The organism is Kordiimonas sp., from assembly GCF_965216265.1.
GTDB lineage: Bacteria > Pseudomonadota > Alphaproteobacteria > Sphingomonadales > Kordiimonadaceae > Kordiimonas.
In genome coordinates this window covers 648527-666563 of record NZ_OZ244153.1, presented here as the reverse complement: position 1 = coordinate 666563, position 18037 = coordinate 648527, and the positions used below count along the sequence as shown (strand labels likewise).

Here is an 18037-nt window from a genome sequence, read left to right as displayed (position 1 = left end):
TCAGTCCTCAAGTATATCGGCGGTGCGCCAAGCCAAGTGTTGGCCGCCGTCCAGCGCCATCATTTGCCCTGTGATGGAAGGAGTCTCAAGCAGAAAACGCACCGTACGGCAAATTTCATCTAGCGTTGGGCCTTTGCCGAGCGGCACATTCGCGGCCTCAGATGCAAAATCCTCAGGGCTTTGCTGCATGTTAGCTAGCGTTGGGCCAGGTCCGATGGCGTTAACGCGAATGGTAGGCGCAAGGGCTTGTGCCATGGTCTTGGTAAGGGTCAGGAGCGCCGCTTTCGACGTAGTATAGGAAAAATACTGAGGGTTCAGCTTCAGAACTCTTTGATCGATCATGTTGACGATGCTGCCTTGTATGCTACCAGGCAATTGGGCCGCGAACTGTTGGCTTAGGAGAGCAGGGGCCATCAAGTTGACGTTCATGTGGTTGTGCCAACTGGTTGGATTGAAGTTCTGCAGTCGGTCATCTTCAAAAACAGAGGCATTGTTTATGAGGGCCGTCAGTGGGGTATCAAGTGCTTCGGCGGCGTTGCTCACAAGCGACAGGGTGTCGGAGCTGTCGCTGAGGTCCGCCTGAACCGCAACAGCCTTACCATCAAAAGCCTCAATTTCCTCGATTGTCTGTTCGGCGTCATCCGGGGAGCCATGATAGTGCACAGCGACAGCCCAGCCTTCAGCGGCAAGGTCAAGTGCGATAGCGCGGCCTATACGGCGTGCAGCACCGGTAACAAGAACTGCTTTTGGCAGTCGTGTCATACATGAAGCCCCATAACTGCAGCACTTTCCGACGAATGAGCAAGATAAACGATATAGCCGATATATAGCATAACCATAGCCGCGCCGCTCAGTTTACCCACGTTGGAACGTAGCTTGATAAACGGCACAAGGAGGATGGAAGAACCAAGCATCACCCAGAGATCTACACGCAAGAAGCTATCGGGCACAGGAACCGTGCCAAATAGTGACGTAACGCCCATTATGGCCAGCAGGTTGAAGATGTTGGACCCGATCACATTACCGACCGCCACATCACAGTGGCCGCGAATAGCAGCCATGACGCCGGTTACCAGTTCCGGCAGGCTTGTGCCCAAAGCCACAAGGGTCAGGCCGATTACGGCTTCAGAGATGCCAAATTCCCGTGCAATGTGTACAGAGCCGATTACGAGCATATCGGCACCTAGTGCAAGCCCCAGAAGGCCGCCAAAAAGACAAATAAATGCAACTTTGTAGCTGTCTGGTTTGCGGTCCAGTTCTTCCATCTCTTCCATCTGTGCGGCGGCTTCCTTGGGGCAAGCCTTCCTGCCAAGGATAGAGTACATCAGGAACATGCTAAGGAATGCGAGCAACATCAGCCCTTCAGGCCAGGTGAACGATCCATCATAGGCAAGGGCAATGAAAACAACACTGGCGCCTAGCATGATTGCCAGGTTGCGGCCCAGCTTGGGTGCTGAACAGGTCATGGGGGCCAAGACAGCAGGTAGGCCAACAACCAGCAAGGCGTTAGCAATGTTTGAGCCAACCACGTTTCCTATCGCGAGGGTCGGCGCGCCTTTAAGGACCGCGTCAACACCAACCAGCATTTCAGGGGCGGATGTGCCAAAAGCAACGATTGTAAGGCCGATAACGAGTTTTGACAGACCGGCACGCATAGCTAAAGAAACTGATCCGCGGACCAGATAGTCGCCGGCGACTACGAGCAATACTAACCCGGCGACAACTTGAAAATATGCCATATGGTGATCGTATCCTTTTATGCACACGCCAAAGTGCTGCTTAGCGCTTATATAGGTACAAGACTCCGGAAAAGGAAGGCTTAGTAACCACGATTTGCGTCAAGCAGGTTCTCTGGCGCGTCGCCCTGTTCAATGCGGGCAATATTGCGTACTACATATTCCGCCGCTGTGTCAGGGCGTGTTATCGCTGCGATATGGGGGGTGATGATCAAATTGTCCAGCCCCCAAAGTGGATGATTGCTGGGGAGAGGCTCTTCCGGGAACACATCAAGTGTCGCGCTAGCGATATGGCCGCTTTCCATATGGGCCTTCAGGGCATCAAGATCGATCAGGGTGCCGCGCCCGGCATTAATGATGCTGGCACCTTCCGGTAGAAGTGACAGGCGTTCCTTATCAAGTAAGCCTTGGGTCTCTGGTGTGCTCGGCAGCAGGCCAACTAGAATGTCGGTATTGGCCAGGAAATCATCCAGGCGGTCTGAGCCATGGTGAAGCGTTACGTCCTCAACTGGGTTTTTTGGGGTGCGTGACCAGGCCGCAACCTGATAACCGAAAGGGGTAAGCGCTTCAGCGGCGACCCGACCAAGGGCACCAAACCCCAGAATGCCAACACGAACATCTTTTGCGGCTTTTGCAAAAAAGCGGCCCCAGTCTTTGTTCTTTTGTTTAGTGATCATGCTGGGAATGCCGCGGTGATGCATTAGCACGCTCATGGCCACAAATTCGGCCATGCCTTCCTTTAAGCCGTCATCCCCCATGCGAATGATAGGCACCTCCGGCGGGAGGTTCGGGTCACGGGTGAGGTGATCTACGCCTGCCCCCAACGAGAACACGGCCCTAATGTTGGGGTAACTGGCGATCAAGCCGGGTTCTGGCTCCCATACAAAAGCATAGGCGGGGCCATCATCAGGGGTTCCCCAATCAGGATAACTGCGGAAGTCAATACCCGGGGCGACCTTCAGAAGGGAATCACGCCAGATATCGTGACTATAGTCTTCGAGATAGAAAAGAATGCGTGTCATAATGTCCTGCCAGTTAATATCGTTCCGGGCTTTTGGTACTGCAATGTTGGCGCTGTTTTGCTCCTTCATAAACACTTAGGGCGAAGTTTGGAAATGTCTGCTTGAATTGCTGCTTGGAATCAATTATCAGAACGCCCGAACGAACAGCCTTGCGCGTGAGTAAGGTTTTTCTTGCAATTGAATTAGGCTCGCCTTATGTTGCGCGCCTCGAATCAAGGGGTTCACGTGACCGTGGATCCGAAAGTGTTGCCCGGAGGCGCCTCTGGCGGGCCCCGGCGAGCGAAAAGGTTAGAAAAATGGCAGTACCTAAGAGAAAAGTAACTGGCTCTCGCCGTGGTATGCGTCGTTCGCACGATGCCCTGAAAGCCGTAAACTATCAGGAAGACTCACACACTGGCGAATACAAACTGCGTCACCACATCGACCTGAAGACAGGCATGTACCGTGGCAAGCAGGTTCTGGAGCCAAAAGGCGACTACTAAGCCTTTAACGCTTCAACGCGAATTCTGACAACCGGCGTCTCCTTGTGGGGCGCCGGTTTTCTTTTGCCAAATCTTCTTTATTCAGAGAATTGCCTTTTGGTTGCCATCGTGTTTGGTATTCTGGAGCAACACTTCACTTCAATGGGGACACGAAATGCGTACTAGAAATATCCTCGCCCTTTCTGCCGGACTGTTCCTGGCTGCCTGTGTGACCACGAATACCGTAACGGGCCGGTCACAGTTTATTACCATTCCGCCAAGCCAGGACGCAGCTCTTGGGCTTGAGGCTATGAAGGAAGTGAAAAAAACTGCGGACGTGAAAACCAGCGGTCCGGCGGCTCAGCGCGTGCAAAGGATTGGGGCTCGCATCGCAGCAATCTCGGACAAGCCAGACATGCCGTGGGAGTTTGTGGTTATTGATGAGGACGTGCTCAATGCCTGGGCGCTGCCTGGGGGTAAAATAGCCATGTACCAGAAAATGGTTGATAGCTTCCCGGATGACGATGAACTTGCTGCTGTGATGGGGCATGAGATTGCGCACGCTATTCTTCGCCACGGTGCTGAGCAAATGAGCCGTGCACAAGCTCAAAATCTTGCAATTGTGGGAGTAGGTGCTGCTGTCGGTGCAACCACGCAGGATGGTGAAATGGCACAAATGGCGGTGACATTGGGTGCTTTGGCGGCGCAAGGGTTTGTCCAGCTACCACACAGCAGGGCCATGGAGCTCGAGGCGGACGATATCGGTACCCTCTATATGGCCCGAGCAGGGTATGACCCTCGGGCCGCCGTGCGGTTATGGCAAAAGATGAAATCGATGAAAGATGGTGCTTCCCAACCGGCGTTTCTGTCGACGCACCCATCTGACGATAAACGCATTGCGCGTATCAACGCGAAGATGTCTACCTATATGGCTGAATATAAAAATAATTAAACCTTTAATAAAAACGGTTTAGTGATTTGCGAGTTGTCCCGATTCGGTGCACCTTTCAACTATAAGGGGAACTTAATGTTGCTGGTTGGGGCAACAGGGGTGCACGAATGACTGAAGCCGAAATACAGGAGTTGGCCAAGGACTATCTTGGCTACTTTCTTCATGATGGCGCAATTGAAGCGCATGAGTTTAAAGCAGTTGAAACCATGTGGCGCCTATGCCGGGACGAACCCAAAACAGGATTCCGGGCCATATGGGTTGCCGTGAACATGATCGAGGCTGAAAACAGTCGGGCCTTGTCGTTTCTTGGTACCGGCCCGCTTGAGGACCTGATCAATTTTCATGGCGGTGATGTGGTTGGCCTTCTTATTGAGGCTGCGCGAGAGAATGTAAACTTCTGCATCGCACTGTCGTGTGTGTGGAAAAATGCCCTGGACGACTATGCCTGGAACAGGCTTGCCGAAGAACTGCCGGGCATACGGGCATTCCACGGCAAACACCTCAAAGATGGCAGGGCGTCATTGTCCTGACGGTAGCTCGCCCGTTTAAGCGTAATCCAGCCCGATATCGACGGCCGGGGCAGACTGTGTCAGGCGCCCAACTGAAATATACTCGACGCCGGTTTCGGCGATGGCTCTGATGGTGTCGAGGTTTACGCCGCCGGAAGCCTCACAGGGGATCTTTCCGTTAACGATGGCGCGGGCGTCCCGCAGCATTGCAGGCGGCATGTTGTCAAGGAGCAGGCTATTGGCGCCGGCTGCTAACGCTTGGCGCAACTGCTCAAGAGTATCGCACTCAACCTGTATATCATTTCGTCCTGCGGCCTTCGCGCCGGCAACGGCCTTCTCAACCGAGCCTGCTACAGCGATATGATTGTCTTTAATCATGATGGCATCGTAAAGCCCCATACGGTGGTTTTTAGCACCGCCCATGGCCGTGGCGTATTTACCAAGGCTCCTGAGGCCAGGAATGGTTTTGCGGGTATCAAGAAGCACCGTGCCGGTATCACGAATGAGGTCAACATATCTGCGTGTTAATGTGGCAATGCCAGACATGTGTTGCACGATATTGAGCGCTGTACGTTCGGCAGAAAGCAGTGCGCGGGCTTTGCCGTCAACCTTCATGATACGGGTGCCGGGGCCTACTCGGTCACCATCAGAAACATAAAAGGTGATTAGGCAGGCAGGGTCCAGACGTTTGAAAATAGGCTCAACAAGTGGAAGGCCCGCGAGAACCATTGTCTCACGTGCGTTCATTGTCGCAGATAGCGTGGCCTTTTCCGGGATGACGGTGGCGCAGGTCACATCGCCCTCACCAATATCTTCCGCAAACGCAGTGTCTATAAACGCTTGGACTTCCGCATCTGTTAAGGGAAATGCGACCATGAGGCTCTCCGTACTGGGCTTATGCGCTGATGGCTGAAACGTCTTTTGATGGGCCAGTAGTCGGGCTCATTTCCAACATTTTACGGAGTGGTTTTTCAGCCGCAATGCGTGTTTCTTCATCCAGTTCAATAACCGGGCCTTCGTCACGCAGGCAGAGATACAGCTTTTCCATCGTGTTCAAGGCCATAAACGGGCAGGTGTTACAGCTGCAATTGCCGTCCGCGCCAGGCGCACCGATGAAGGTTTTCCCTGGTGCCGCCTTTTCCATCTGGTGAATGATGCCGGGCTCTGTTGCAACGATGATGGTATCGGCCTCATGCTCGGTGCAGAATTTGAGGATCGAACTGGTGGAGCCCACATGGTCTGCATGCTGGACAATATTGTCCGGGCATTCAGGATGCGCAGCGACCGGCGCGTCCGGGTGCTTGGCTTTCAGCTTGATCAGTTCTTTTTCGCTGAACATCTCATGCACGATACAGGTGCCCTGCCATAGCAGCATGTCACGGCCTAACTTGCGTGAAAGGAAGCCGCCCAAATGACGGTCTGGTGCGAAAATGATTTTCTGGTCTTCGGGGATCTGCTTCACGATATGCTCTGCGTTTGAGCTTGTCACAATAATATCTGTGTGTGCCTTCACCGCAGCGGAGCAATTGATGTAGCTCAATACCATATGGTCAGGGTGCGCCTTGACGAATTTCTCAAACTCGTCAGGCGGGCAGCTGTCCTCCAGGCTGCAGCCAGCGGCCATGTCGGGCAGAACAACCTTTTTCTGTGGGCTCAGGACCTTGGCAACTTCAGCCATGAAGCGCACGCCACAAAAAACGATCATGTCTGCGTCAGTTTCAGCAGCCTTGCGGGAGAGATCAAGGCTATCGCCAACAAAGTCTGCGATATCCTGAATTTCGCCCGCCTGGTAATAGTGCGCAAGAATGACAGCATTCTTCTCTTCGCGCAGGCGTTTGATTTCTGCCACCAAATCAAGGGTGGGATCGACTGCCGGATGCGATACCATATTCATCTGTTTCTCCTGCGCGGACATGACTAATAACTTCGTGCAGCGGCATAAATACCGACCTAAAGCCACAAAGGCAATTAAGGATTTTTGCGCGTTCAGCCAAGTTCAAACAATGCTGACAACGATGGCGGCTTTGACGCCTTGACCCGGCCTTCGTCCACGAGCGCAATAAGATGGGCAAGTACGGACCGCGCGGCGGCCGGATGAAGCCTTACATCCACATCCTTATACATGCGGCTGACCATCATATTGATATCCATGGGGCCATCTTCAAGATGTTTGAGGATTTGCCCTTCACGCATGCGTCGGTGCGTTATTATACCGCGCACAAAAGGGGCTGCGTTTTCAATTTTTGGGCCATGGGTAGGGTATAAAACTGACGGAGCCTCCTTTGTCACCCGTTTCAGACTGGCGAAATAGGCGCGCATGTCTCCGTCAGGTGGTGCGATAACCGTCGTGGCCCACCCCATGATGTGGTCACCCACAAACAGCGCTTTTTCCTCTTCAAGCATGAAACAAAGATGGTTTGCGGTATGGCCCGGCGTGTGAATTGCGCGCAGTGTCCATCCGTTCCCGGTGAAAACATGGCCGTCCGCGATCAGATAGTCTGGTTTGAAGTGGGTATCTGCACCGGCTTCAACATCTTCACCATCCAGCCCGCCCTTACGGCCTGCGCCGTGTGTGCTGAACGCATATATTGGTGCACCAGTGCGCTCACTTAGCCAGGCTGACAGGGGCGAGTGGTCAATGTGGGTATGAGTTACAAGAATATGGCTGATGGATCGGTCGCCCACCGCCCGCAATATTGCTTCGCCGTGTTCAGGCATCATCGGGCCTGGGTCAATCACGGCGAGGCTGGAGTTGTTGCCTACAAGATATGTCCCGGTGCCAGTGTAAGTGTACGGGCTTGGGTTTTCGCACAGCACGCGGGTGATTAGCGGGCTTAAGCTTTCAGCTTTGCCGTACGGCGCTTTAAAATCCTGAATAAATTCGGGGCTCATAAACTGCATTCCTTAGTCGGATCTGCGCTTATGACTAAACGGTATCTGGTGTTGGGGAAAGGAAAATGGGTCGAAGCCGACTACACCAGCGGATTGAGGTGGGGCATTGAGGTGTAGTCGGACTTCGATTTCGTCAGGTCGCAGGCAGTGGCAGCTAGATGCAACCCTTAAACTTGGAAACCTGTGCCAGGTGGCAGCCGGAGCACCAGGTTCGTTTTTGTATTCGCAACGGGTGTGCCAGAAATAAATATTAAGTGATTTCAGATAGATAGGGAATGATGAACACTTGACTGTATCAGGCGGGGACAGAGATGTCCTGAAATGATACAGTTTTTGATGTCTCAATATGGGACACTCTATTTCCGTGACATTTCATCCCCTTGCGCTAGGCTCGGTTTAAATCAGTGGGGGAGAAGTGCTGGTGGAAGAGAAAAAGCGCGTCATGGGGTTTTGGCGCACGTGGGGCCTGTCTATCGGCATGATGGTGGGCTCCGGTGTCTTCATGTTGCCAACAGTTCTGGCGCCTTTTGGTAAATATGCACTCCTGAGCTGGCTGGTAACCGGTGGTGGCACTGTGGCGCTTGCGTTCTCGCTCGCCTATATGGCCCGGCGCGTTACCGTCAGTGGTGGTCCTTATGCATATACAAGGGCGGGGTTTGGTGACTTCACTGGTTTTTTGATGGCGTGGGGGTATTGGGTCTCCGTGTGGGTTTCTGTCGCTGCGGTGACTGTCGCTTTCATCGGATACTTGGCTGAGTTTTTCCCCACGCTTCGATCATCGCCAAACGCCTCTCTTGCTTGTGGCCTCGCTCTTATATGGGGGCTGGTAATTATCAACTGCCGCAGTGTACGAGGCTCCAGCGCTCTGCAGCTTATAACCAGCCTGGCAAAGTTCCTGCCGCTGTTGTTTTTGGCCTTGTTTGGGCTGGTGAGTGTTGAAAGCGCGAATTACGCCGGCATGATTGAGCCCCAAAGTCCGCTCTCCGCCACAGCGGCAGCCAGTGCTTTGGCCATGTGGGCATTTATTGGCTTTGAAGTTTGCACCATACCCGCTGGCGAGGTGCAAGACCCGGCGCGTACCATTCCACGCGCAACGATGGCTGGCGTACTGGCTGTGGTAGTGCTCTATTTTGCGGTGACCATGGCTGCGTTTGGGTTATTGCCTGCCGAGCAGTTGATGCAATCAACAGCACCGCTTGCGGATGCCGCTTCAGCTCTTGTTGGCCCAATGGGCGCGACTATTGTGGCGTTGATTGCCTTGGTCGCGACGGGTAGCGGCGTGAACGCAAATGTTTTTGCGGTTGGCCAGATGCCCATGGCGGCGGCGCTTGATGGTTTATTCCCTAGCCCGTTCGGCAAGCTGACACGATATGGCACGCCAGCTATATCCTTCATTATTGGTGGTGTGTTGGCATCTATCTCGCTTGCACTGAATTTTGTTGATGGACTGATCGTCGCGTTTGAGTTCCTCATTTTGCTGGCGACTATAACGGCAATTTTACCCGTGGCGATGTCGGCCGCGTCTGCGTGGTTGTTTGCAGTGCGCGACCCATCAGCCTCAAAGGTTGGGCATTTGCGCGATACGGTAGTTGCGGCGATAGGTTTCGCCTACGCTGTGTGGGTGATTGCAGGCTCAGGACGAGACAGCGTGTATTGGGCGCTGCTTCTATTGCTGGCAGGTGTGCCGATCTACGTATGGGTCACAGCGCAGCGACGTGTGCAAGCTAGTTTGAAGGAAACGTAGGTTGAGAGCGTTGTCTGGAATGAACGAATATGGGGTTATCAAGGCGGTAGCGGTGCGGACACCCGCGCAGGCATATCGATCAGCAGAGAAAATCGCCAAAGAGTGGCAGGCCCTGAGGTTCTATGAAGCTCCTGATCTTATGGCAGCGAACGCGGAACATGATGTGCTTAGGGCCGCGCTTTCAAACGCTGGGGCTGAGGTGGTGGAGCTTGAGTGCAGCGGTGAGTTGACGCTAGATAGCATTTATGCGCGTGACGCGCTGCTCGTTAGCCCCAAAGGGCTTATCCGTTGTAATATGGGACGTGTGAGCCGCTGGGGTGAACCTGCACAAAACGCTGCGCAACTGCAGGCACTTGGCTATGAGGTAGCAGGCGAAATCACACCACCCGGCACCATTGAGGGTGGTGATATGATCTGGCTTGACGACAACGCCTTGGCTGTGGGCGAAGGCCCGCGCACCAATGCAGAGGGTATTCGGCAATTGAGGGAAATATTGGGCAGCAAGGTTGAGGTACATGTGGTGCCGCTGCCGGCCCCAAGCCATCCGGAAGATGTATTTCATCTCATGTCGATGATCAGCCCGCTGGATAAAGATTTGGCCCTGATATATGCGCCTTTGGTGCCGGATACGTTCATAGCTTGGCTCACAGCCCGTGGCATCGCCTTTGTGGAGGTGCCGGAAGAAGAATTCATTCCCATGGGCTGCAACGTGCTCGCTCTCAGGCCCAGAGACCTGTTGATGCTTGACGGCCTGCCGAAAACCAAGGCGCGGCTTGAAGCTGCGGGATGTAAGGTGCAGACTTATAAAGGCGATGAAATCAGCCGTAAGGGGGAAGGCGGCCCAACCTGTCTCACCCGGCCGCTTGTACGGGAATAGTGTGCGATGGATGAGAGCAATAAAATGACCTCAGTCACAAACGCTTATGAAAGCCTGCCGTCCTGGACGTACTCCGATGCCGGGTACTTCAAGGATGAGATGGAGGCGGTTATTCGCCCGTCCTGGCAATTAGTTTGCCACCAGAATGACCTGCCGAATGTGGGTGATTATGTCACCCTTGATATCCTGAACGAGCGTGTGGTGGCGGTGCGTGGAAAAGATGGCGCCGTTAGGGTATTCCACAATGTTTGCAGGCACCGTGGTTCACGACTTCTGGAAGGCGGTCAGGGGGAATGCGGACAGCGCATTCGGTGTCCTTATCACGCCTGGACATGGGACCTTGAAGGTACGCTAATCAATGTACCTTATGAACGGGATTTCGAGGCATTTGATAGAAATGAGCACGGTCTGGCGACGCTGCCGAGCGAAATGTTTGTGGGTTTCATTTGGGCACGGCTTGACGGAAAGGTGGACGGCCCTGGCGTTGCCGACCAGTTTGCACCTTACCTTGATGAGATACTTCCTTACCGTATCGATGAAATGCAGCCGCTTGGCCGTGTGACGTTGCGCCCGCGTGCAGTAAACTGGAAACAGATCGCGGACAATTATGTGGATGCACTTCATATCCCGGTTGCACACCCTGGTCTTTCGGGCCTTGTGGGCAACACTTACGGCATGGAAGTGAAGGGCGATATTCACAAGATGTGGGGCGACGTGATGGAAACGCGCAAAGACTGCTGGTCGACCCGCGCCTATAGAAAAATATTGCCCGAAGTGGCTCATTTGACGGCCGATAAACAGCGCCACTGGGCGTACTATCGCCTTTGGCCAAACGTTGCGCTGGATATCTATCCTGACCAAGTGGATTTCATGCAATTTATCCCGGTTTCCCCGTTTGAAACGCTGATCCGTGAAGTTGCTTATGTGTTGCCGGACGATAGGCGCGAAATGAAGGCTGCGCGATACCTGAACTGGCGCATCAACCGGGAAGTGAATGCCGAAGATACGGCTATCATCAACCGGGTGCAGGACGGTATGGCCTCCTCAAGCTTCACCTCTGGCCCACTTGCGAAAACTGAAGTGTGCCTACTCGATAGTGTGCGCCGCATTCGGGAAGCCTTGCCACAAACCTGGTCGCGGCAGAAGCCATAGTGGGCGGGCTTACATGCCCTTTTGCTTTGTGACGATTTCCTTCTCCGCCCCAAACACGTTGCCAGCTACCAGTTGGCGCGGGTTGAAGCCGAAGTCGTCATAAGAGCGATATTTCTCAAGCAGGCTATCCACCACAGCCCGCCTGGCGTTTTGGGTCAGATAGCCGTTTTCTGCCACGTTTTCAGGGTTGGACATTGCATCGAACGTTAGTTCCTGCACGGATTTGATGTAAGAAATCTGTTCGTCCGCAGATGTCAGGCGGGAGACATCATTGTGGCCCGGCAAAACAAATGTATCAGCAGGATAGGTGTTTTTAAGGAACTCTAGATGCGCGATTGCGCCGTCCAAATGCCCTTCACCAACATAATAGTGGGTGTGCGGATAGTAGGTATCGCCTGCGAAAATAACATTCAGGTCTTTCTGGTAAATGGCGGCGTTGTCTGCCGCCTCACCGGCACCAAGCAGATGAATGTTGAAGGAAAGCCCTGCGATGGAGAGCTCTTCACCATCGCTTATGATATCGGTAATGACACCCAGTCTTTCATCTAACGCTTCACCAAAAGCATTTGGCATCGGGTAAAAACCAAGAATTTGTGTGTGCACGCTTGCCAGGTTGTCTGCCGTTACCTGGCTCGCATAGACTGGAAAGTCACCGAGTTCATCCTTAAGTGTTGGCAAACCGCCGAAATGATCCATGTGCGGATGGGTGATGATCACACCTTTGAGGATTTTACCGCTTGCCTTGATTTGCGCGGCCAGAAGCGTTGCATCTGATGGCACCAACTGGGCATCAATAAGCGCAATGCCGTCGGGCCCCTCAATCCAATAGGAATTTGTGCTCCACGCAAGATGATTGGCGACAAAGCGGTGAACTTTTGCTGTTTTCCCATCGTCGTCGGCCTGAACGGCAGGTAGCGAAAACAGGCAGAGCGCCAGCGCCAGAGTGATCGTGTTCTTCTTCATATCATTTCCTCACATCCCCTTTTGATTGACAAGTAGCAGACACTTAAAGCTGCTTTGAGGTCAATTGCGCTTGTGTTTAGGGCAAAGGTTCGGTTTTGAGGCAACTAGTTGTGATTTGATCATGGCGGCCAGTGCGCGTTAGTTCACATGGAGGAGGCATCTGGAAATGAGTGATGCACTGGGAAAAATAAGCGAGGAAGCGCGGGCCTGTCAGATATGTGCTGGTGAGCTAGCACTTGGCCCACGGCCTGTGTTTCAGGTGCATGCAAACGCCCGTATCCTAATCGCCGGGCAGGCACCGGGCACAAAGGTTCATGCCAGTGGAATACCGTTTGACGATGCCAGCGGCGCGCGTCTGCGTGACTGGATGGGCATCACTCGAGACATTTTTTATAACCCCGAGCATGTTGCTATCTTGCCAATGGGCTTTTGCTACCCAGGGCGTGGCCGCTCAGGTGATTTGCCGCCAAGGCCAGAGTGTGCACCCAAATGGCGGCAACGGATGCTTGATCTGATGCCCAAAATCGGGCTCACGCTTGTGATTGGTGCTTACGCGAAAGACTGGCATCTGCCTGCGCTCAAGGGACTGTCGCTCACGGACGGCGTGAAACAATTCAAGGACCAATTGCCCAATGCGCTTTTGTTGCCGCATCCAAGCCCGCGCAACAATATCTGGCTGAAGAAGAACGATTGGTTTGAGGCGGCCGTTTTGCCGGTTCTCAAAGCGAGAGTACAGGAAATCCTTAAGTGAGGCCTTGGTCTTTAATATGCCCGGTCGATGCAGAAATCCACGATGTCGAGCAGTGCGGTTTTGGCAGGGTGGTCTTTAAAAATGGCGAGCGCATCTTTGGCCATGGAGCCGTAATGGCGCGCTCGGTCAATCGTACCGTTCAGCGTATCATGCTCGCCAAGTAAGCGGATGGCTTTCTCCAGGTCTCCGTCTTCCTGGCGGCGACGCTCGACTGTGCGTTTCCAGAAGGCTTTCTCTTCATCTGTTCCGCGGCGGAAGGCGAGGATAACAGGCAGCGTTACTTTGCCTTCGCGGAAATCATCGCCAATTTCTTTACCGAGCGTTGCCTGCACCGCAGAATAATCCAGGGCGTCGTCAACCAACTGGAACGCGATGCCAAGATATTTGCCGTATGCGTCCAGCGCTTCTTCAACTTCACGGCCTTGCTCTGAGACCACACCGGCCACCTCACACGCGGCGGCGAAAAGCACAGCGGTTTTGGCGGTGATCACCTCAAGGTATTTTTCCTCAGGCGTTGTCAGGTCGTTGGCGGTGGTAAGCTGCAGCACTTCACCTTCCGTGATGACAGCGGAGGTGTTTGAAAGAATTTTAAGCACGCGAAGCGAATCGCTCTCCACCATCAATTCAAATGCGCGGCTGAACAAGAAATCCCCAACCAGGACTGTGGGCTGATTGCCCCAGATCAGGTTTGCGGTTTTTTTCCCACGCCGCATATTGCTTTCATCAACAACATCGTCATGCAAAAGGGTTGCGGTGTGAATAAATTCAACGGCTGTCGCGAGGCCTATATGCCGTTTGCCTTCATAGCCAAGCATAAGTGCGGATGCGAGCGTGAGCATCGGACGCAGGCGCTTCCCGCCAGATGAGATGAGGTGGCCTGCAAGCTCGGGAATGAGCGCAACAGGGCTTTGCATGCGGTCAAGAATAAGCTCGTTCACCAGATTCATATCATCGGCGACAAGATCCTGGAGGACCTTGATCGGGTTTTCGGTTGCATCCGCTTCGCGGCGACCGTGAATGGGAACGACATTAGTTGGCATGGTGACCTCAACGCTGCTGGTGTTCTTTTTTTGTTGGCGGACAATACCGCCGGGATAAAGTGAAGGCAAGGTATAGCGGCCACATGTGTGTCATTTGACCGCAGATAATTTCCACGTACAATCACCCATGAAAAATGAATAAAACGTGAACCAGGCGGTGACAGGCCCGATGACACAGCAAGTGACACTAGAGGATACTACAATCACCGCGGGTGAGGCTGAGGGCCAAACCTTTACGGTTGATGATTTTTTGGGGGGCGCGATCAAGCTCATTCAACCCAAAGATGGGTACCGGGTCTCGATGGATACGGTGATGCTGGCGGCCTCTGTTCCCGCGAAGGCCGGTGAACGCGTGATTGAGGGTGGAGTTGGGTCTGCGGGCGCCGCGCTATGCCTTGCGCGTCGAGTGCCTGGCGTACAGGTCTTTGGAATCGATATTCAAGATGACATGCTCGCCTATGCGCAGCGTAATATCGATTATAACAACTTGGGGGATCAGGTCAGTGTGGCAAAAGGCTGTATTGAGGGCCGCGACATTGGTGAGGCCACCTTTGATCATGTGATGGTGAACCCGCCCTATTTGGCCGATGGCCGAGGCATTCGCCCACCCGTTGAGAACAAGGGGCTCGCGCATATGGATTCGTCCGCCGCGCTCTCTGACTGGATCAAATTCTGCATTCATGTAGTCAAGAACAGAGGCACTGTTTCCATCATCTATCGGGCTGACCGGGTGGATGAAGTGATTGCGCACCTGCACCGGCGGGTGGGGGAACTGAAAATCATGCCGTTGTGGCCGCGTTTTGGGGCACCGGCAAAACGCGTTATCATTCAAGGTCGCAAAGGTGTGCACGGTGCAGCCAGTATTTTGCCGGGCCTTGCCCTGCATGGTGAGGTGGCGCGATATACCCGTGAGGCTGAAGCTATTCTGCGTGACGGCGCGGCGCTGGACCTGAAAGACTTTGCACGACAACGACAAAGCCGTTATTGAGGGCGAAACGAAAGCAAAGCAGCCGTATGCAACGGAAAATTTCAAAATTCATCCACACCCTCAGGTGCACTCTGTTTGGGGACCCGCCTCCCAAGGTTGCTGTCGTGCGGCTCTATGGTGTTATTGCGGCGGGTAAGCGTTTCCGGGGTGGCATCAATATGGCTTCGGTTGCCGGACAGCTCGAGCAAGCCTTTTCCATGCCGGGTGTTGCGGCGGTTGCGCTGCAGGTCAACTCACCTGGTGGCTCGCCAGTGCAGTCGGCGCTTATTACAGGGCGCATCCGCGCTCTCGCGCGGGAGAAAGATATCCCCGTGCTGGTGTTTGCTGAAGATGTTGCGGCCTCCGGTGGTTATATGCTCGCGCTGGCGGGTGATGAGATTTACGCCAACGAATCTTCAATCGTGGGCAGCATAGGCGTAATCTCCAGCGGCTTTGGTTTCACCGAGGCGATTAAAAAACTTGGTATTGAGCGGCGGCTGTATACAGCGGGTGAAAGCAAGGCGATGCTGGATTCCTTTTCAGAAGAAAAGGAAGAAGATGTTGAGCGGCTTAAAGCCATCCAGCTTGATATCCACGAACATTTCAAGACCCTGGTGAAGGATCGCCGGGGCAAGCGCCTGAAAGGGCTGAGGGCGCGTATTTTCTCCGGGGATGTGTTCACTGGTACGGATGCTGTCAAAATGGGTCTCATTGACGGCATTGGTGACATTCGGACAGTACTCCGGGACCGGTTCGGCAAAAAGGTGCGTATGCGCGTGATTGGCGAAAGGAAGCCTCGTTTCTCTGCACTGCTTGGCCTTGGCCGCAGCATGGGTGACGGGGGAGAGAGCAACACGATGGCCGACTTACCGCAAGAGATGCTATCAGCGATTGAAGAACGGCTCTTCTGGAACCGGTTTGGACTTTAAATTTGTGACGGAGGACCGCGTGACAGAGGCGCAAACCCATGAGGCCCAGCTAACAGCGTACCGCGAAAGTATCGACAATATCGATGCGGCGCTGGTGTTCATGTTGGCGGAGAGGTTTAAAATTACCAAGGCAGTTGGTTTCTATAAGAAGGAACACGATCTGCCACCAGCAGACCCGAGCCGCGAGCAAAAGCAGATTGAACGGCTACGCGATCTCGCAAAGTCTGCCAATCTGGACCCTGAATTTAGTGAGAAGTTCCTCCAGTTCGTGATCAGGGAAGTGATCCAGCACCATGAGCGCATTCGTGAAAAAGGTGAGATATGACAATTGATGGCCCAGAGCAGCTAGAAAAACTCAAAGACATTGGCGGTATCTGCCGCGATGTTCTTCGCGCCATGGGGGCTGCGGTGAAGCCGGGTGTTACGCCGCGCCAGTTGGATGCTATCGCTGAAAAAATGATGAAAGAGCGCGGCGCACAATCCGCACCTATGCTTGCATATGACTTCCCGGGCTATACATGTATTTCTGTCGGTTCCGCTATCGCGCATGGCATTCCAAGCGATGTGCCTTTGAAAGAAGGTGAGCTTGTTAATATTGATGTGTCCGCAGAGAAAGACGGCTTTTTCGGCGATACTGGTGCGAGCTTCCCGGTTGGGAAGGTTGATCCCGCGCTGATAAAGCTTCTGGACGCAACAAAAGCTGCGCAGCGCAAAGCGATGTTTGCGGCCCGCGCTGGCCAGCCACTAAATGCCATCGGCAAAGCCGTGGAAAAAGAAGCCAAAAAACACGGGTATCATATCATCGAAGGCCTTAATGGCCACGGTGTTGGGGCCTGGATTCACGAAGAACCAACAGTTTCAAATATATATCAGCCAAGCAATCGCCAGAAGCTGCAGGAAGGTCAGGTCATGACGATCGAGCCCTTCTTGGCCACCAAAAGCAGGACCTATGCGGAAGACATGGATGGCTGGACATTGCGCCTCGCCAATGGAGGTTTCGGCGCACAGTTTGAGCACACTTTTGTTGTGACTAAAGGCGCACCAATTGTTCTTACCGAATAACAAGCATTCTCTTGCTTGACCGGTGCTGGCCTGACCGTTACGTTGCGCGCAATAATTTTGAGTAACAGATTCGCCCATTTAAGAGTTGGTCAACAATAATGTCATCCCCCAAAACCGGCGGAATGCCGTTCCAGAAGATTATTCTGACACTCCAGAATTACTGGGCAGAGCAGGGTTGTTTGATCCTGCAGCCTTACGACATGGAAATGGGGGCAGGCACTTTCCACACCGCAACAACCTTGCGAGCGCTTGGGCCAGATAGCTGGAACGCTGCGTTTGTGCAGCCGTGCCGTCGCCCAACCGATGGCCGTTATGGCGAAAACCCGAACCGGTTGCAGCATTATTACCAGTTTCAGGTGATCCTGAAACCAAGCCCTGCCAACATGCAGGAGCTATACCTCGGCAGCCTGAAGGCTATTGGTCTTGATAGCAGCCTGCACGATTTCCGTTTTGTTGAAGATGACTGGGAAAGCCCAACGCTTGGCGCATGGGGCCTCGGCTGGGAAGTTTGGTGCGACGGTATGGAAGTCAGCCAATATACCTATTTCCAGCAAATGGGTGGGTTTGACTGCAAACCGGTTTCCGGTGAGTTGACATACGGGCTTGAGCGCTTGGCGATGTTTGTTCAGGGCGTGGATAATGTCTATGACCTCGACTTTAATGGCGCTGGTGCAACATACGGCGACGTGTTCCTTGAGAACGAGCGCCAGCAGTCGGCTTATAATTTCGAATTTGCGAATACTGATAAGTTGTTCGACGACTTTAAGAAAGCGCAGGACGAATGCGCTGCCCTTCTGGAAGCGGAGTTGCCACTTCCGGCCTATGAGCAATGCATCCGTGCGAGCCATACGTTCAACTTGCTAGACGCACGAGGGGTTATTTCGGTAACGGAACGACAGGCATATATCGGACGTGTGCGAGACCTGGCCAAAGGATGCTGCGCCGCATGGATCAAGAAAAACGGTTGGGAGGTATAAGTC

The 18037-nt window shown here is 53.6% G+C and carries 20 protein-coding genes; 12 read left to right on the top strand and 8 right to left on the bottom strand.

Features of this window, described 5'->3' with window-relative positions; translation table 11 throughout:
* The 3 genes from ACOOGA_RS03110 to ACOOGA_RS03100 form a co-directional block, all read right to left on the bottom strand.
* The gene (locus ACOOGA_RS03110; protein WP_417460253.1) at positions 1 to 762 is read right to left on the bottom strand and encodes an SDR family oxidoreductase; all 762 of its coding nucleotides are present in this window, start codon (positions 760 to 762) and stop codon (positions 1 to 3) included.
* On the bottom strand, positions 759 to 1739 hold the full coding sequence (locus ACOOGA_RS03105) for a calcium/sodium antiporter (protein WP_417460252.1): 981 nt from the start codon (positions 1737 to 1739) through the stop codon (positions 759 to 761). Before ACOOGA_RS03105 ends, ACOOGA_RS03110 begins: the two co-directional genes overlap by 4 nt.
* An 80-nt stretch (positions 1740 to 1819) precedes the next feature.
* Positions 1820 to 2758, bottom strand: a complete 939-nt coding sequence (locus tag ACOOGA_RS03100; RefSeq protein WP_417460251.1) for a 2-hydroxyacid dehydrogenase — start codon at positions 2756 to 2758, stop codon at positions 1820 to 1822.
* A gap of 296 nt (positions 2759 to 3054) precedes the next feature.
* On the opposite strand from ACOOGA_RS03100, the gene rpmF reads away from it, so the two are divergent.
* The 3 genes from rpmF to ACOOGA_RS03085 all read left to right on the top strand — a co-directional run bounded on the left by rpmF (position 3055) and on the right by ACOOGA_RS03085 (position 4701).
* Positions 3055 to 3240 (top strand): 50S ribosomal protein L32, encoded by a 186-nt coding sequence (gene rpmF, locus ACOOGA_RS03095; RefSeq protein WP_025896608.1) that lies wholly within the window; start codon positions 3055 to 3057, stop codon positions 3238 to 3240.
* A 154-nt stretch (positions 3241 to 3394) separates the two neighbouring features.
* Positions 3395 to 4171 (top strand): M48 family metallopeptidase, encoded by a 777-nt coding sequence (locus ACOOGA_RS03090; RefSeq protein ID WP_417460250.1) that lies wholly within the window; start codon positions 3395 to 3397, stop codon positions 4169 to 4171.
* A gap of 107 nt (positions 4172 to 4278) precedes the next feature.
* Entirely contained in the window at positions 4279 to 4701 is a 423-nt protein-coding gene (locus tag ACOOGA_RS03085) for a DUF6869 domain-containing protein (RefSeq protein ID WP_417460249.1), read from the top strand.
* Between the two features lie 15 nt (positions 4702 to 4716).
* Here the strand turns inward: ACOOGA_RS03085 and nadC are convergent, their stop codons facing one another.
* The 3 genes from nadC to ACOOGA_RS03070 all read right to left on the bottom strand — a co-directional run bounded on the left by nadC (position 4717) and on the right by ACOOGA_RS03070 (position 7572).
* Complete coding sequence (gene nadC, locus ACOOGA_RS03080; RefSeq protein WP_417460248.1) at positions 4717 to 5556, bottom strand: carboxylating nicotinate-nucleotide diphosphorylase; 840 nt, start codon at positions 5554 to 5556, stop codon at positions 4717 to 4719.
* A gap of 19 nt (positions 5557 to 5575) precedes the next feature.
* Entirely contained in the window at positions 5576 to 6568 is a 993-nt protein-coding gene (gene nadA / locus ACOOGA_RS03075; RefSeq protein WP_417460671.1) for a quinolinate synthase NadA, read from the bottom strand.
* A 98-nt stretch (positions 6569 to 6666) separates the two neighbouring features.
* A complete protein-coding gene (locus tag ACOOGA_RS03070; RefSeq protein WP_417460247.1) occupies positions 6667 to 7572 on the bottom strand; it encodes an MBL fold metallo-hydrolase in 906 nt (301 codons plus the stop codon).
* A 421-nt stretch (positions 7573 to 7993) separates the two neighbouring features.
* Between ACOOGA_RS03070 and ACOOGA_RS03065 the strand changes: the two genes are divergently transcribed.
* From ACOOGA_RS03065 to ACOOGA_RS03055, 3 genes are read left to right on the top strand one after another with little or no spacing between them, the layout of a single operon-like run.
* Entirely contained in the window at positions 7994 to 9316 is a 1323-nt protein-coding gene (locus ACOOGA_RS03065; RefSeq protein ID WP_417460246.1) for an APC family permease, read from the top strand.
* Between the two features lie 19 nt (positions 9317 to 9335).
* Positions 9336 to 10193, top strand: a complete 858-nt coding sequence (locus ACOOGA_RS03060) for a dimethylarginine dimethylaminohydrolase family protein (protein ID WP_417460245.1) — start codon at positions 9336 to 9338, stop codon at positions 10191 to 10193.
* A 24-nt stretch (positions 10194 to 10217) separates the two neighbouring features.
* A complete protein-coding gene (locus ACOOGA_RS03055; protein WP_417460244.1) occupies positions 10218 to 11345 on the top strand; it encodes an aromatic ring-hydroxylating oxygenase subunit alpha in 1128 nt (375 codons plus the stop codon).
* 9 nt (positions 11346 to 11354) lie between these two features.
* Here ACOOGA_RS03055 and ACOOGA_RS03050 read toward each other — a convergent pair whose 3' ends face one another.
* Positions 11355 to 12308: an MBL fold metallo-hydrolase gene (locus ACOOGA_RS03050; protein ID WP_417460243.1), complete on the bottom strand. Its 954-nt coding sequence runs from the start codon at positions 12306 to 12308 to the stop codon at positions 11355 to 11357.
* A gap of 166 nt (positions 12309 to 12474) precedes the next feature.
* Between ACOOGA_RS03050 and ACOOGA_RS03045 the strand changes: the two genes are divergently transcribed.
* Positions 12475 to 13059: a uracil-DNA glycosylase family protein gene (locus ACOOGA_RS03045; RefSeq protein WP_417460242.1), complete on the top strand. Its 585-nt coding sequence runs from the start codon at positions 12475 to 12477 to the stop codon at positions 13057 to 13059.
* Positions 13060 to 13070: 11 nt separating this feature from the next.
* On the opposite strand, the gene ACOOGA_RS03040 is transcribed toward ACOOGA_RS03045, so the two are convergent.
* Positions 13071 to 14099 carry a polyprenyl synthetase family protein gene (locus ACOOGA_RS03040; RefSeq protein WP_417460241.1) on the bottom strand — a complete coding sequence of 343 codons (1029 nt, stop codon included), beginning with the start codon at positions 14097 to 14099 and terminating at the stop codon, positions 13071 to 13073.
* A 169-nt stretch (positions 14100 to 14268) separates the two neighbouring features.
* On the opposite strand from ACOOGA_RS03040, the gene ACOOGA_RS03035 reads away from it, so the two are divergent.
* The 5 genes from ACOOGA_RS03035 (at position 14269) to ACOOGA_RS03015 (ending at position 18034) form a co-directional block, all read left to right on the top strand.
* Positions 14269 to 15087 carry a tRNA1(Val) (adenine(37)-N6)-methyltransferase gene (locus ACOOGA_RS03035; protein WP_417460240.1) on the top strand — a complete coding sequence of 273 codons (819 nt, stop codon included), beginning with the start codon at positions 14269 to 14271 and terminating at the stop codon, positions 15085 to 15087.
* A gap of 26 nt (positions 15088 to 15113) precedes the next feature.
* Positions 15114 to 15995, top strand: a complete 882-nt coding sequence (locus ACOOGA_RS03030; RefSeq protein WP_417460239.1) for a S49 family peptidase — start codon at positions 15114 to 15116, stop codon at positions 15993 to 15995.
* Positions 15985 to 16320, top strand: coding sequence for a chorismate mutase (locus ACOOGA_RS03025; RefSeq protein ID WP_420429458.1), 336 nt, complete (start codon positions 15985 to 15987; stop codon positions 16318 to 16320). Before ACOOGA_RS03030 ends, ACOOGA_RS03025 begins: the two co-directional genes overlap by 11 nt.
* Complete coding sequence (gene map / locus ACOOGA_RS03020; protein WP_417460237.1) at positions 16317 to 17057, top strand: type I methionyl aminopeptidase; 741 nt, start codon at positions 16317 to 16319, stop codon at positions 17055 to 17057. The genes ACOOGA_RS03025 and map overlap by 4 nt, the downstream gene beginning before the upstream one ends.
* A 98-nt stretch (positions 17058 to 17155) precedes the next feature.
* Positions 17156 to 18034, top strand: coding sequence for a glycine--tRNA ligase subunit alpha (locus ACOOGA_RS03015; protein WP_417460236.1), 879 nt, complete (start codon positions 17156 to 17158; stop codon positions 18032 to 18034).
* The last annotated feature ends 3 nt before the right edge of the window (positions 18035 to 18037 follow it).